Raw genomic sequence first — 13,882 nt, 5'->3', positions numbered from 1 at the left:
TGGTTAAATGAATTATATAATATACTGCGTTAGTGATAATTTAGTTAAAAAATTTTTAAAGGAAAACTTCTTGTTAATTTTCAGTTCACAGATTTATTTGGATGGTGTGACGTATAACGCTAAGGAGACAAAAAAATAGAGAAGTGTGTACACCCTGCAGAATTTGTACACTATTTAGCAATAGCCTAATAGATAAATATTTCTTGCATTTCAGCCTGAGTGATTTATGCTTTAAGCAAGAATTACCTGGGGGTATAGCTCAGCTGGTAGAGCATCTGTTTTGCACGCAGAAGGTCAGCGGTTCGATCCCGCTTGCCTCCACCAGTCTATACAGCTCTAGCCGCCACAAAACCTGTCAAAGCAGCTTATTTTAATCTATGAGGATTTTATACTACTTCCCTGAAAATCTCTATTTCTTTTCGTAACTTTTCTCTACACAAGTAATGTTGGTTATTACAATTGTAATATATACTAATTTAACAATAAATTAATCAATAAATGTTAGAATACTAACAATTAATTTATTGGTAACGCCTATGAGTGGAAAAAAGCATGTTTTTAAGATGATACCTGGAAAAGAGGTGTTTAGAAAAACCCCGACTACAAGGATAAAGTGGCCTGAAGGTAATGATCCTACAATGCCTATTAAAAAAGTTGAGCTTGTATCGCTGGATGATAAAAACGATGTAGTACTAGGCTTATTGCCTATAAAACTTTGCAGCAGTTCTTGCCTAGACAGTTACATATGTCTGGAGGAAGAAAATGAAGGAAATCTGGTAGCCAAAGATTATAAAAGTGATTCTAACTTAGATTATGTAAAAGGTAACCATACATTTGTATATTACGGTAATGAGTTGGCTAAGTTATCATATACAAGAGAGCTTGTGCAGCCTTTCAAAACTATGTGTAGCAGTTCTATTAAATCAAAAAAATTGGAATACAAATATGTAACATGGGAAGATTCAGATACTGGCAACAATAAATATTATTTTTCAGACGAGGCAGGAAATATAATCGATTCACCTGACAATGAGGTATTACAAGACATTATGTTATACTACGGTGAGAGACATATAAGAGATGTGCTACTGTTGCTATCAAACGCGTTTACTAAAGTTTTTATTCAGGGCCTAACAGACGGCCAACTAAAAACTCTTGCCAATACTCTTAGTAACGAGCAACTACAAAAAATCATTCCTGAACTGAGCTCAAGCCAGTTGCAGGCCTTAGCAGAGAACTTAACAGATGAACAACTCCAAGCTTTAGTGGATCATCTAACCAATCACCAGCTAAAAACCCTCGCTCAGGAACTAAATCCAGAAAAGTTACAAATAATTGTTCCTATTTTAAATGATACTCAGCTTGAAGCTCTAGTGAGAAAATTAAATTCAGAGCAAGTAAAAGAAATTTTACCTCACTTAAAAGTGGATCAGTTCAAAGCACTTATTAAAACTTTAAATGACGAGCAATTTACAGTGCTTGCAAAAGACTTGGCTGAGCACCACTTGACGATACTCTCCAAAGAATTAGAAGGTGATCAGTTGAAAGCTTTAGTAAATAGTCTGCAAGAAGACCAACTGAAAGACTTAGTTAATAAGCTTGATCCTGAGAAACTCGAAGCAATTGCTCAGGATTTAACTGATTCTAATAGGATCCAGATTATCATTAAGTCTTTAGTTGATAATCCAGAAAAACTTCAAGCTTTTGCTCGCAATATGTCTAATGAGCAGTTTAAAGAACTTTTGGATAACATAGGCGCAGAAGAGCTTAAAGATATTATTCACAAGCTGCCTTATGAAAAGGTGACAGCTGTGATTGGTGATCTTGGCAGTAAAGATCAATCTAAAGCTATTATTGATGCATTAAAAGGGGAACTTGACGAGCAGAGTAAACAGAACAAGGAAATGATTGAGATGCTCAAGCAAATCAAGGACGATATGCCAGAAATCGGACAGGCCTCAGACTTCACAATAGTAGACATTAATAATGACTCACTGTTATTTGTATAGTAGTGATTTATAAAGATAAGTAGTTTTTTATAGGAGGTAACTATTATGAGTAAAAATACAGAATTATATTCTAGTGAAGAAGTTGAATCAAATAATACATTACAACTTCCGAAGCCGGCGTTTAATAAACCAAATTTTGCAATACCAGAAATAAAGAAGATTACTACTAAAAGCGCACCGGATGGAATTGATATAACTAAGGTTATGGAAGAAAAAGAGATTAATGCTATACCGACAATCACGGTAAGCGTTAAGAATCTTAAAAATTTTTATGATGGTCTGATGAAAAGTATTAATAAATATAACGATGATGTAAGTGATGTGATGACAAGCGGCATAGTAGAACCACTGTCATCAACTATAGAAAACATAGGCACAAAGACAAGCGAGATAGACGCTAAACTTAAAGATCTTCAGGCTAGACTTGATGATATACCAGAGATTGGAGAAGCTCCTTCATTACTCCATATTACTGGCGGAGAGAACGGATTGCTTTAATAAAAAAGGTAATAGCTTGCTAGCAGGCTGTTGCTTTCTTTCACATACCATTTCAAGGTAACTAGTTAGTTTCAAAGTTCTAATTTTTTATAGGAGTTAGCATGAATAATAGTAAACAAGAAAGCAAAAACGAACTTAAAGTAATAAGCAAAATAGAAGTTAACGCCAAACCTAAAGGTTATGATGAAACAGTTGCGCGAAATCCAGCGCAGCTTGGTTATGTCCACAAAGCTTTAGATAAATTAATCGCAGAGCTGAACACGAAATTCGTTCCTGAATTGGATGATGTATTGCATAACAATAGCAACTCTATCAGTCAATTAAATGACATGCTAACAGAAGAAAGGAGTAAGCTTGACGAGCTAATAAAAGAAATTAACGATTTAAAATCTTCGCTAGAACCGCCACCAATGGATGCTCCTGAATTCATATAAGAAAAAAAGTAATAGCCCAGTGGGCTGTTACTCTCTCTACATATCGTTTCAATACAGCTGAATTAGGGAATCTGTTTTAAAACTTTCGGCATATAGTTCTCATCATGTTTTGCAAACACTGTATCTGCAAGAAAAGTACTATTATCAAACATTTTACCTTGCACAACAACACCACTTTTTTCTGAAAACATTGGTGGAAGTATCCCTTGATATTTTACCACAACGCTTTTGTTAAAATCTGTCATTTGAAAAATTACTTCACTTTCGCTCCGTATCACGCTATTTTCAACAACCATTCCACCAACACGGATTAGTTTTTGACTATTTTGTAAAACTATTGCCTCACTTACTGTATAGAAAAATGAGATGTTTTCTTTGAGCGTTGTTAAAATAAAAAAGACTATGCAGCTTAAAAAGCAGAAAATTCCTGAAGTTATAAGTAATCGCTTATGTTTCTTCTTCATTATTATCTTTCAGGCTTTCTAGAATTTTTTTACTTTTAATATAGCAAGAAATGGTAAGAATCAGTTCTCCGGTAATCAATGTAAGACTAATAAGGTAAGCAAAAATCACATACGTGTTCATAATATATCGTTAATAAATAACTCACCTGCATCAAAATAAATTAAGCTTTCATCCTTTTGCTGCAACACCAATTTACCACTTTTATCTATATCAGCAAAAATTCCTTCATACAATTTGTCAGCTAACTTTACACTGATTTGCTCATTCATTTTGAATGCTTTTTTTAACCACATTTCTCTTATAGCATAAAACCCATCAAATAGCCATTGCTTTCTTAGCTTATTAAAATTTATTATTAATTCCTTTAACAGATCTATGTTAGACACAGACTCACCGTAATTGCTAATGCACGTTGTTCCTGGAAGTGGTGCATGACTGACATTAATTCCAATTCCTACAATAAGCCAATTCGAATTGGATCTTTTTTCAAGCAATATTCCACTTATTTTCTTGCCATCAATAAGGACATCATTTGGCCACTTATACTGGAGATTTAGACCATTTATAAATGACAGTATAGTATTTCCAACAGTAAGAGCAGTAACAAAAGTCAATTCTGTTAATTTGCTAACATCCGCAATTTTATTCACCAAACCCTTCTCTGTCATCCCAATGCCCTCTGATGTCATCCCAGTGCTTGACACTGGGATCCATTCTTCTTTTTTTCTAGATTCCAGCGTCACGCGCTGGAATGACACCGAAAGCTGGCTTTCATTCAGATAATCGTTAAAGAGGTTTATTACCAAACTTGCATAAAAATTACCCTCGGGAGAAATCCAACTTTTTCCGGTACGCCCTCTACCCTCTGTTTGTTTGTCGGCAATAATAGCGGTTTCATTTGATATTCCTTTATCAATTAAATCCAACGCTTCTTTATTAGTGCTTGAAACTTCTTTGTAATGATGAATATGAAAACCCTCAGGGATCACCTTGTCAGTCCTTTAGTTCAATGAGTGAGTAAAACGTACAAGAAAAGAACGAGGTTGATCAGTGAAGCCACTGAAGTAATAATGAATAGACCCTTAGAATAAGCAACCTTATTACCACTAGCTTTATCAAAATACATAACTTTCATGATATTTAAATAATAGTAGCATGATATCACACTCGCTATTACAAGGATCAAGGACAGGCTGATAAAGCCAGAATTTATTAAACTTTTGAATATAAAAAATTTAGCGATAAAACCTGCAAGTGGAGGTATTCCCGACATCGAGAGTAACAGCACAGAAAGATGAAATGCTACAATTGGGCGTTTCTTCCCTATACCAGATAAATTTGCAATATCACAATCGTCATCGTCAATTTGTACAAGATATGAGAATAGCCCTATGCTTGTGATGATATATATCACCAGATACATTAAGGCACTATCTGTTCCTGCTTGTGTAAAAATAGAAAGTGAAGCAAATATAAAACCAATGTGACCAATTGAACTGTAAGCAAGCAGCCTTTTTAAGTTTTGCTGACGCAAGGCCCCAAAAGCTGAGATAAGCACAGACAATGCTGAAACGTATAAGAAAATAGGCTGAACATAACTTTTTACATTTACTAACTCTTCATTCATCAATCGAATTAAAAATGTTACAAGTGCAGCTTTTGGAGCTGTAGAAAAAAACGCAGTTACTATGGTAGGTGCACCTTGATAGACATCTGGAGCCCACATATGAAAAGGAACAATAGCAAGCTTGAAACACAAACCAATTAGGACAAAGACTAACCCAAAAACTATTCCATAAGTTATCTGGTGGTTTTGCAAGAATGAACTGAGCTCAGAGAAATTGACTTGTCCTGTATATCCATAAAGCAGCGACATTCCATATAGCATAATGCAGGAAGATAACGCACTGAGTGTAAAATATTTCACTCCTGCTTCGCATGAATAAGCTGAATCTTTATTAAAGCTCGCAAGAACATACAAAGATATACTCATCAACTCAAAAGCTAAATAGAAAGAAATTAAGCTATTTGCTGAAACTAAAGTTATCATGCCAAATAGCGCAAAAAGAATCAGTATTGAAAATTCATATTTATAGTCATATTTTGATAAATTCAGCATCAAAAGTATTAAAATTCCTGTGCTGAGAATTAACCCTTGGGCTGACCTGATGTATAAATTGAGTTTTAACAACGAATTAAAGAGAAAAATTTCATTGTTTTCTGCCGAAATAATTAAAATAATCAAAGTTACCACTGTGCAGCCAAGTGCTAGTAAATTGATAGTGCGGCGGTTAAATATAATCCCAAGCAGCAGCAACACTAACGAGGAGATAATAGAGAACGTTTCCGGCAATATCTGTATATAATTCATAGCGCATTATATTTGACTAACAAATTTGCCATACATGGCTTCAAATAATTCAGTGCAAGGGTTGGGTAGAATCCAAGCAAAATAACAAACACTGCAAGCAGAATTAAGACAGAAAATTCTATGCTATCCAAGCGGTTATTTAATAATTTAGAATAGCTAACCCCCCATATTATTTGCTTACATAAATTCAGCATATAAACTGCGCTTAAAATAGTGCCAAGTGCGATAAATCCTGTAAAAAACCCTAGGCTCTTAAACATTCCAACCATAGCCAAAAACTCACCTGCGAACCCAGATGTTCCAGGTAGCCCTATTGAAGCTATTGAAAATAAAATGAACATAAAACCAAATTTTGGCATTGTGTTTACTATGCCAAAATATTTTGCAATCTCCAAAGTTCCAGTTCGAGTATATAGCATTCCAACACATAAAAATAAAGCAGCAGAGATAAGGCCATGACTGATCATTTGAAATATGCTACCCAGTACTCCTTCCTCACAAAATGAAAAGAGGCCAGCAGTAACGATCCCCATATGTGCTATTGAAGAATAAGCTATTAACTTCTTTATATCATCTTGAGCAAACGCAACTAGAGAAGCATATATCACCGCAATAATGCTCAGCACAACAACGAAATTTGAAAAATATAAACTTGCCTGAGGAAGCATTGGAATAGAAAACCTTAAAAATCCATATCCCCCCATTTTAATAAGCAAGCCAGCTAAAATCACAGATCCAGAAGTTGGTGATTGCACATGCGCATCAGGAAGCCAAGTGTGAAATGGAAACATCGGTACTTTTATTGCAAAAGAAATAAAAAATGCAATCCACAGCAATGACTGCACTTCAAGATCAAGGTTTGGCACTAATGTAGCTAATTTTTGTATATTAAACGTCCCAAAAGTGCTATAGATGTACACCAATCCAAGTAAAAATAATAATGAGCCAGTTAATGTATAAAGAAACAACTTAAACGTTGCATATACCCTGTGTTTTCCTCCCCAAATGCCAATAATAAAGAACATTGGTATTAAAACAGCTTCAAAAAACACATAAAAGCTTATAGCATTCAGTGAAACGAAAAAACCGACTACAAAACTCTCAAGCAGTAGAAATAATGCCATATATGGCCTAAGGGTTGTATAACTCATTTTGCAGTTGTAGAGTATACAAATTACAAACAAGAAAGTTGTAAGCAGAAGGAAAAGCAACGATATACCATCTATCCCTATTCCAACATTTCTAATTGGGTAGCTGACAAACTGAAAGTCCGCATCGTTATAATCAAATTCTATACAAGCTACAATGCTAAGCAAAAATGGAAGTACAGCAAAAAATAGAGCAAGGAATCTTAAGTGTATAGATTGATGATTAATCCTGATTAAGGATAAAATCAACGCTCCTATCAGTGGAAGCAAGAATATACTAAGTAACAACACCTTCTATTTAATTCCAATAATATATAAAGCACCGATTATTAAAGTAACAAACATAATAAATGCATAATCAAATATATAACCAGTTTGTAACTTTATAGAACTTTTTGAACATTCATTAACCAACCTTACAATACCATTTGGCCCAAATGAATCAATAGCCTTAACATCAAACTTCCATAGAAGCCTAGATATAAACCTTATCGGTGCAATGATAACAAACTCATACACCTCATCAAAGTACCATTTATTCTGCAAAAACTTAAGTAAAAATTTACTCTTAATTTGCCTAATTACTTGATATTGGTAAATTAGGTACGCAAGTGCTATTCCACTTAGGCTTGCTAAGGTTGGCAGTAGTTTTATAAAGAAATTATGAACTCCATGCTCATCAATAACTACTAAACTTGATTTCCAAAACGCATTACTAGTTATGTTCAAAATATTTGCTCCCCACACTCCAGAAAATACCGAACCAAAAGCAAGTATCAGTAATGGTATAAGCATAATCTTTGGTGCCTCATGTATATTAATTTTACTTTGTTTTTGGCTGTGGAACACAAGAAGCAATAACCTCCAAGAGTAAAACGCTGTGAAGAATGCAACAACTAAGCTTATTACAAAAGCAAAGCTATCCGTGCTATAAGCATGTTCAATTATCAAATCCTTTGAGTAAAAACCTGCAAATGGAAATATTCCAGAAAGCGCAAGAGACCCAATCCACATGAGAGTGTAAGTGCAAGGGATTTTCTTCCAGCAATTTCCCATTTTCTGAATGTTTTGCTCATGATGCATTGCATGAATTACATTGCCAGCACCAAGAAATAGTAGAGCTTTAAAAAAAGCGTGGGTCATTAAATGAAAAATAGCAACATTGTAAGCAGAAAGCCCACATGCCATGAACATATAACCAAGTTGACTGCAGGTTGAATAAGCAATTATTTTCTTTATATCGTTCTGAGTAATTGCAACGGTGGCTGCAAAAAAAGCAGTGAGTGCTCCAACGATAACTATTAATTCTCGTGCCACATTTGATAACTCAAACAATGGAGAACACTTTGCTACTAAAAATATACCTGCTGTTACCATCGTTGCTGCGTGAATAAGTGCAGAAACAGGAGTTGGCCCTTCCATTGCATCTGGCAACCAAACATGTAAACCAAGCTGTGCAGATTTACCCATACAGCCAATAAAAAGTAATATGCATATTATATGAGTTACTTTGAATTCACAGCAGAATGCTCTAATGTTCTGCGTGCCAAGAAGATCAGCTGTGTCAAAAACTTCAGTAAATTTCAAAGAGTGAAATGTATAATAAATAAGAAAGATCCCAATCAATAGTGCAAAGTCTCCTACCCTATTCACAACAAATGCTTTAATTGCTGCATTATTTGCAGAATATTTTTGGAACCAAAATCCTATGAGTAAATAAGAACACAGGCCAACTCCTTCCCAGCCAAAAAAAAGCTGCACGAAATTATCGCTTACAACCAGCACAATCATGCAAAACGTAAATAGCGATAGGTAAGAAAAAAACCTCGACTTCCCCTTATCATGCTCCATATAACCGATAGAGTAGAGATGTACTACCAGTGAAACGGTGGTAATAACAATCAGCATTAAGGATGAGAGAGCATCCACACTAATTGCCCAATTTACTTTTAAGATGCTCAATGAAAACAAAGGAAATAAACTCAAGTGATAATTTTCAGAGAAGGTGAGAAAAACATACCAAGATAAAACTGCAGATATTCCAATCCCTGCCGTTGTAACTAACTGACTAAAAACATCTCTTCTAAAAAGTGCTGCAAATAGCGAACCAAAAAGTGGCAAAAATACTATTAATTTCAGTATATACGTCATACTTTCATTCTTTCATTAAATTTGCTTGTTCAACGTCTATATTGCCACGGCTTCTATAATATACAACCAATATCGCAAGCCCAACTCCTGACTCTGCTGCTGCAACAGTCAACACAAACATCACAAAAATTTGCCCAACTATATCATTCATAAAGGCAGAAAAAGCAACTAGATTGATGTTGATTGCCAGCAATAATATTTCTATTGATAACAGTATGTTGATTATGCTCTTACGGTTAATGAAAATACCGCACACCCCAATAGTGAACAAAACAGCAGCAACTATCAGAAAATGATTTAATCCTATTTCCATTCTACTCCTTTTCCAAATTTAGCCTTAACCAATTTTACAGATGAAGATTGCGTCAATTGCTTTAAAACATTCTGTCTTTTAATTCCTTTTTTCTTGTCTTGCAAAGTAAGAGCAATTGCACCGACAATTGCAACAAGCAGCAGAATACCAGAAAGATGAAAAGCGTACATGTAGTCAGTATACAGCAAATTACCAATAGCTTTCACGTTATTAGTATTATAGTTTATAACATTACTTATATTCAGCGTTGAGCTGCGGATTACAAAGCTGATGACTAGAAAAAACACAACACATAATATAGCACCAAGAGTGAAATGCTTTGCAAAACCCTGGCGCAACCTTATGTAGTCAATATCGAGCATCATAACTACAAAGAGGAATAACACTGCAACCGCGCCGATGTATACTATCAGCACCATCATAGCAATGAATTCAGCTCCAAGGAGAATAAAAAGCACTGCAGAGTTAACGAAGGTGAAAATTAAAAATAATACTGCATGCACAGGATTTCTTACGCTAATCACACAAACAGCAGATAAAATGCTCAAAATCGAAAAAAAATAAAAGAAAAAAGGCATTGATACTTTAATTGCAACAATAGTTACTAATTTAAAGTGACTATTGTTGTAAAGTCAATATTATATTAAACGTTTGAAAACATTGTACTACAAAGCTCCAGCTCCATTTTAAATTATTATACAGAGCGCTTTCTAAGTGCTTAATCAATACACTAAACCCTTAATTTATCCTTGATTATTTTAATTTATCAATATATAATATGTGTATGTTAGTAATTAATGGCGGCTCAAAATGTACAACATATTTGGTTATTTTCAAAGTAATAACACTTGTAATACACAAAGTGGTAAATTAAATAGAGAAAGTTATCAGTACACTACAAGAGATTATGTGACAATTTACTTTAATAACATACCAGCCAGTTTAGGTAGATCATTGAGAGAATTTAAAGAAAAAGCGTATGGATTTGTGTATGATATCGGAGCTTGGTTGAAAGAAACATATGAAAATCTCACTGAACGACCTGCAACGCATAATCACTATACCCCAAAAGAAAAACCCCTTGTTGAAGAAATAGAAATGAAGGAACTAAATTGTACATATAAGCCATTCCAAACTCCACCTATTCACCCAACAACTGGTGCCAATACCTCAAATCAAGTTGTTGTTACTCGACATACACCTGAAACTACTAAAACAAAATAGATGTAAAACCTACGTTTAAATATATAGTACTTGAGTGAAGCATTCTTTAACTGTTCTATTCAATAAAACCTTTACAATATTTCAATCATAGGTTTAACTTTACGAAGTTATAATCTATAGGGCTACGATGAACGATTATCTCTCACTGCTAAATCCAGAACAACAATCAGCTGTAACTAACATAGATGGACCGGTTTTAATATTGGCAGGAGCCGGAACCGGAAAAACAAGAACGATTACTTCAAGAATAGCACACATAATTAGAAATGGTCACGCTTATTCTGATGAAATATTAGCTGTTACATTCACAAATAAAGCAGCAAATGAGATGGTATCAAGGGTACTTGAGCTAACGGGCACAAACATACCATGGCTTGGCACTTTCCATGCAATTGCAGCAAAAATTTTGCGCCTGCACGCAGAAATTGTGGGCTTAAACCCCAATTTTACAATCATTGGTGTGGATGACCAATTACAGGTAATAAAAAATATTATCAATGAAATAAATCCTGATTACCTATCAGAAAAATGTAAGACCATTATGAATATTATTCAGCAATGGAAAGAGAAGTGCTTATTGCCATCTGAAGTGGAAGATATTCAATCATTTAGGCCAGTATATGTAACTGCACTCAAGGTCTATCACCAGTATCAGGAAAGGTTGAGATTCCTTAACTCTGTCGATTTTGGTGACTTATTGCTATATAACATACAACTCTTTAATCAAAAGACCGAAGTTCTGTCCTACTACCAAAACAAGTTTAAATATGTCATGGTAGATGAATATCAAGATACAAATGCGATACAATATCTTTGGCTAAAATACCTTGCAAAAGAGCACTCAAATATTTGCTGTGTAGGAGATGATGACCAGTCGATATATAGTTGGCGTGGTGCAGAAGTTGAAAATATTTTGAAGTTTTCTGATGATTTTAAAAATGCAAAAACCGTTAAACTAGAGTGTAACTACAGGTCAACATCCCACATACTTGCAACTGCGTCATATGTTATCAATCACAATAAGACTCGCTTAGAAAAAAAATTGTGGACAACAAACATTGAAGGGGAAAAGGTAAATCTAATAAAATTATGGGACGGAAAAGCTGAAGCAAGGTTCATAAGCGAACAGATATTAAAGCTCAATAAATACAGATTTAGTGACATTGCAGTGCTGGTAAGGGCCACTTTTCAAACTAGAGTTCTCGAAGAGTATTTTATAAAATATTCAATTCCCTACAAGATTATAAGTGGCGTAAAATTCTACGAACGTCAGGAAGTCAGGGATATAATTGCATATTTAAGACTCGTTACAAACAATAACGATGACTTAGCTTTCGAAAGGATCGTAAACCGGCCAAAAAGAAGCATAGGAGCTACAACTCTAAAGAAAATATACACGACTGCTCAGGATAACAAAATTTCTTTTTTTGAGGCAGCAAAAATATTAGTTAATAGTAATCAAGTAACCGAAAGAATTAAACTCTCACTAAATGATTTTTTAAATAAAATTAAAGCTTGGGAAGAAATAGTAAGCGTAAAACCACTGCATGAATTCGTTAAAATCGTAGCAAACCAATCAGGGTATATTGAAATGCTTGAAAATGAGGAGGTAACAGGCTTAGCACGAATAGAAAATGTCAAGGAGCTCATCTCATCTTTAAAAAATTTCGATAATGCCACAACTTTCTTGGAGCACATAAGTTTGGTGATGGAAGTGGATAATATGAATAACGATGACACCGTATATGTTATGACTCTTCATGCAGCCAAAGGACTTGAATTCCCGTGCGTGTTTCTACCTGGTTGGGAAGAGGGATTATTTCCTCATCAAAGATCTTTTGATGACAAAAGTGGTAAAGCTTTAGAAGAAGAAAGGAGACTCGCATATGTTGGCATAACCAGAGCCAAAGAAAGGTTAATCATTTCATGTGCAGATAGGAGGGAAATTAACAACCAGTGGCAACCGATGCGCACTTCTCGGTTCATTAAAGAATTGCCAAGAGAAAATGTTGAGGTAATTAAAAGCAACATTGCCTACTGTTGAAGCTATAATTGCAGATAAACATATCTTACAAATCTGAATTACTTTAACTATATGTTTCTCCTGGCAAAAATTCTGTAACCGTTCACACTTAATTCTTCAATCTCATACCAATTTCTATTACATAACAAACAAATAGACAATAGGAGTGAGAAGGTTATACTAAGGCAGTATAATGATGGAGTTTTGGAATGGCATTGGTATCAGGTTGCAATTTTAGCTTACATTGTGCCAATCTTTCTTCAATTGCTGCTCGCATAAATTCTGCCTGTCTTTTAGTTGTATTAAATAAGACTTGACCTGACACTTTAAAAAAGTAAGTTAAAAATAAAGGAGTGTTAGATATGAGTACAATACAGACAAAAATATTAAAACCAAAGCTAGAGAACTAGCAAAACAACTAGGAAATGTGTCTCAAGCATGCAAAGTGATGGGATACTCAAGAGATACATTTTATCGCTTTAAGGAGTTATATGAAAATGGAGGAGAGGAAGCATTACATGAAATAAGTAAGAAAAAACCGCTATTAGCAAACAGAGTTTCCGACGATATAGAAAGAGCAGTGATTGGTATAGCAACAGAATTTCCAGCATATGGGCAAGAAAGAGCTGCAAATGAACTGAGAAAAAGAGGTATAATAATTTCTCAGGGAGGAGTAAGGTCTGTATGGCTAAGAAATGACCTTGAAACTCTCAAAAAGAGACTTAAAGCACTAGAGACAAAAGTAGCTCAAGACGGAATCATTTTAACTGAAGAACAACTTGCAGCTTTAGAAAAAGTGAAAGAACAAAGGGAAGCTCATGGTGAAATTGAGACGCAACATCCAGGTTATTTGGGTTCTCAAGATACCTATTATGTGGGCAATATCAAAGGTATAGGGCGCATTTATCAGCAAACTTTTGTTGATACTTATTCCAGAGTTGCAATGGTTAAACTTTACACGGACAGAACAGCTATTACAGCTGCAGATCTTCTCAACGATAGAGTTATTCCATTTTTTGATGAGCAGAAAATTCCATTATTACGCATTTTAACTGATAGGGGTACGGAGTACTGTGGCAAGCCCGAAAATCACGCTTATCAGCTTTATTTGGGCATAGAAAACATCGATCATTCTAGAACTAAAGCCAACTCTCCACAGACTAATGGCATATGTGAAAGGTTTCATAGAACCATGCAAGATGAGTGTTAGAGGTTGTCCGGAAACAAGTAAAAGGCTATAATATCT

Annotated in this window: 13 protein-coding genes, 1 tRNA gene and 1 pseudogene; 7 read left to right on the top strand and 8 right to left on the bottom strand. The window is 34.7% G+C overall.

All coding sequences use genetic code 11. The features are described 5' to 3' along the window. Positions 1 to 248: 248 nt before the first annotated feature. The 4 genes from EA652_RS04670 (at position 249) to EA652_RS04655 (ending at position 2,941) form a co-directional block, all read left to right on the top strand. Positions 249 to 324, top strand: a tRNA-Ala gene (locus EA652_RS04670). 212 nt (positions 325 to 536) lie between these two features. Further along, positions 537 to 2,009 (top strand): magnesium transporter MgtE N-terminal domain-containing protein, encoded by a 1,473-nt coding sequence (locus EA652_RS04665; RefSeq protein ID WP_012673320.1) that lies wholly within the window; start codon positions 537 to 539, stop codon positions 2,007 to 2,009. Between the two features lie 45 nt (positions 2,010 to 2,054). Next, on the top strand, positions 2,055 to 2,507 hold the full coding sequence (locus EA652_RS04660) for a hypothetical protein (RefSeq protein WP_012673319.1): 453 nt from the start codon (positions 2,055 to 2,057) through the stop codon (positions 2,505 to 2,507). 101 nt (positions 2,508 to 2,608) lie between these two features. Then, entirely contained in the window at positions 2,609 to 2,941 is a 333-nt protein-coding gene (locus EA652_RS04655) for a hypothetical protein (RefSeq protein ID WP_012673318.1), read from the top strand. Between the two features lie 62 nt (positions 2,942 to 3,003). Here the strand turns inward: EA652_RS04655 and ccmE are convergent, their stop codons facing one another. From ccmE to EA652_RS04620, 8 genes are read right to left on the bottom strand one after another with little or no spacing between them, the layout of a single operon-like run. After that, the gene (ccmE, locus tag EA652_RS04650; RefSeq protein ID WP_012673317.1) at positions 3,004 to 3,405 is read right to left on the bottom strand and encodes a cytochrome c maturation protein CcmE; all 402 of its coding nucleotides are present in this window, start codon (positions 3,403 to 3,405) and stop codon (positions 3,004 to 3,006) included. Then, positions 3,389 to 3,526 carry a CcmD-like small membrane protein gene (locus EA652_RS07660; RefSeq protein ID WP_006012903.1) on the bottom strand — a complete coding sequence of 46 codons (138 nt, stop codon included), beginning with the start codon at positions 3,524 to 3,526 and terminating at the stop codon, positions 3,389 to 3,391. Before EA652_RS07660 ends, ccmE begins: the two co-directional genes overlap by 17 nt. Further along, positions 3,523 to 4,395 (bottom strand): biotin--[acetyl-CoA-carboxylase] ligase, encoded by an 873-nt coding sequence (locus EA652_RS04645; protein WP_012673316.1) that lies wholly within the window; start codon positions 4,393 to 4,395, stop codon positions 3,523 to 3,525. The genes EA652_RS07660 and EA652_RS04645 overlap by 4 nt, the downstream gene beginning before the upstream one ends. A gap of 17 nt (positions 4,396 to 4,412) precedes the next feature. Next, a complete protein-coding gene (locus tag EA652_RS04640; protein ID WP_012673315.1) occupies positions 4,413 to 5,777 on the bottom strand; it encodes an NADH-quinone oxidoreductase subunit N in 1,365 nt (454 codons plus the stop codon). Next, positions 5,774 to 7,216 carry a complex I subunit 4 family protein gene (locus tag EA652_RS04635; protein ID WP_006280320.1) on the bottom strand — a complete coding sequence of 481 codons (1,443 nt, stop codon included), beginning with the start codon at positions 7,214 to 7,216 and terminating at the stop codon, positions 5,774 to 5,776. The genes EA652_RS04640 and EA652_RS04635 overlap by 4 nt, the downstream gene beginning before the upstream one ends. A 3-nt stretch (positions 7,217 to 7,219) precedes the next feature. Continuing rightward, the gene (gene nuoL / locus EA652_RS04630) at positions 7,220 to 9,076 is read right to left on the bottom strand and encodes an NADH-quinone oxidoreductase subunit L (protein WP_012673314.1); all 1,857 of its coding nucleotides are present in this window, start codon (positions 9,074 to 9,076) and stop codon (positions 7,220 to 7,222) included. Positions 9,077 to 9,080: 4 nt separating this feature from the next. Further along, positions 9,081 to 9,389 (bottom strand): NADH-quinone oxidoreductase subunit NuoK, encoded by a 309-nt coding sequence (gene nuoK / locus EA652_RS04625; RefSeq protein WP_006012916.1) that lies wholly within the window; start codon positions 9,387 to 9,389, stop codon positions 9,081 to 9,083. Continuing rightward, a complete protein-coding gene (locus EA652_RS04620; RefSeq protein ID WP_006280212.1) occupies positions 9,380 to 9,967 on the bottom strand; it encodes an NADH-quinone oxidoreductase subunit J in 588 nt (195 codons plus the stop codon). The genes nuoK and EA652_RS04620 overlap by 10 nt, the downstream gene beginning before the upstream one ends. A gap of 232 nt (positions 9,968 to 10,199) precedes the next feature. On the opposite strand from EA652_RS04620, the gene EA652_RS04615 reads away from it, so the two are divergent. The 3 genes and pseudogenes from EA652_RS04615 to EA652_RS04605 all read left to right on the top strand — a co-directional run. Further along, positions 10,200 to 10,613, top strand: a complete 414-nt coding sequence (locus EA652_RS04615) for a WD_0964 family protein (protein WP_012673313.1) — start codon at positions 10,200 to 10,202, stop codon at positions 10,611 to 10,613. Positions 10,614 to 10,740: 127 nt separating this feature from the next. Continuing rightward, on the top strand, positions 10,741 to 12,657 hold the full coding sequence (locus EA652_RS04610; protein ID WP_006280211.1) for an ATP-dependent helicase: 1,917 nt from the start codon (positions 10,741 to 10,743) through the stop codon (positions 12,655 to 12,657). Between the two features lie 364 nt (positions 12,658 to 13,021). After that, a pseudogene (locus EA652_RS04605) lies at positions 13,022 to 13,840 on the top strand (IS481-like element ISWpi2 family transposase); the annotation flags it as partial. Between the last annotated feature and the right edge of the window lie 42 nt (positions 13,841 to 13,882).

Source organism: Wolbachia endosymbiont of Drosophila ananassae (assembly GCF_008033215.1).
Lineage (GTDB): Bacteria > Pseudomonadota > Alphaproteobacteria > Rickettsiales > Anaplasmataceae > Wolbachia > Wolbachia pipientis.
The sequence above is the reverse complement of the archived record's forward strand: the minus strand, read 5'-3'. Positions and strand labels throughout refer to the sequence as shown.

Excerpts from the sequence above, each read along its gene's own strand:
- EA652_RS04640 (WP_012673315.1), bottom strand. The coding sequence starts at position 5,777 with ATGAATTATATACAGATATTGCCGGAAACGTTCTCTATTATCTCCTCG.
- EA652_RS04660 (WP_012673319.1), top strand. The coding sequence starts at position 2,055 with ATGAGTAAAAATACAGAATTATATTCTAGTGAAGAAGTTGAATCAAAT.
- EA652_RS04655 (WP_012673318.1), top strand. The coding sequence starts at position 2,609 with ATGAATAATAGTAAACAAGAAAGCAAAAACGAACTTAAAGTAATAAGC.
- EA652_RS04620 (WP_006280212.1), bottom strand. The coding sequence starts at position 9,967 with ATGCCTTTTTTCTTTTATTTTTTTTCGATTTTGAGCATTTTATCTGCT.
- EA652_RS04615 (WP_012673313.1), top strand. The coding sequence starts at position 10,200 with ATGTACAACATATTTGGTTATTTTCAAAGTAATAACACTTGTAATACA.
- EA652_RS04610 (WP_006280211.1), top strand. The coding sequence starts at position 10,741 with ATGAACGATTATCTCTCACTGCTAAATCCAGAACAACAATCAGCTGTA.
- ccmE (WP_012673317.1), bottom strand. The coding sequence starts at position 3,405 with ATGAAGAAGAAACATAAGCGATTACTTATAACTTCAGGAATTTTCTGC.
- EA652_RS04665 (WP_012673320.1), top strand. The coding sequence starts at position 537 with ATGAGTGGAAAAAAGCATGTTTTTAAGATGATACCTGGAAAAGAGGTG.
- nuoK (WP_006012916.1), bottom strand. The coding sequence starts at position 9,389 with ATGGAAATAGGATTAAATCATTTTCTGATAGTTGCTGCTGTTTTGTTC.
- EA652_RS07660 (WP_006012903.1), bottom strand. The coding sequence starts at position 3,526 with ATGAACACGTATGTGATTTTTGCTTACCTTATTAGTCTTACATTGATT.
- nuoL (WP_012673314.1), bottom strand. The coding sequence starts at position 9,076 with ATGACGTATATACTGAAATTAATAGTATTTTTGCCACTTTTTGGTTCG.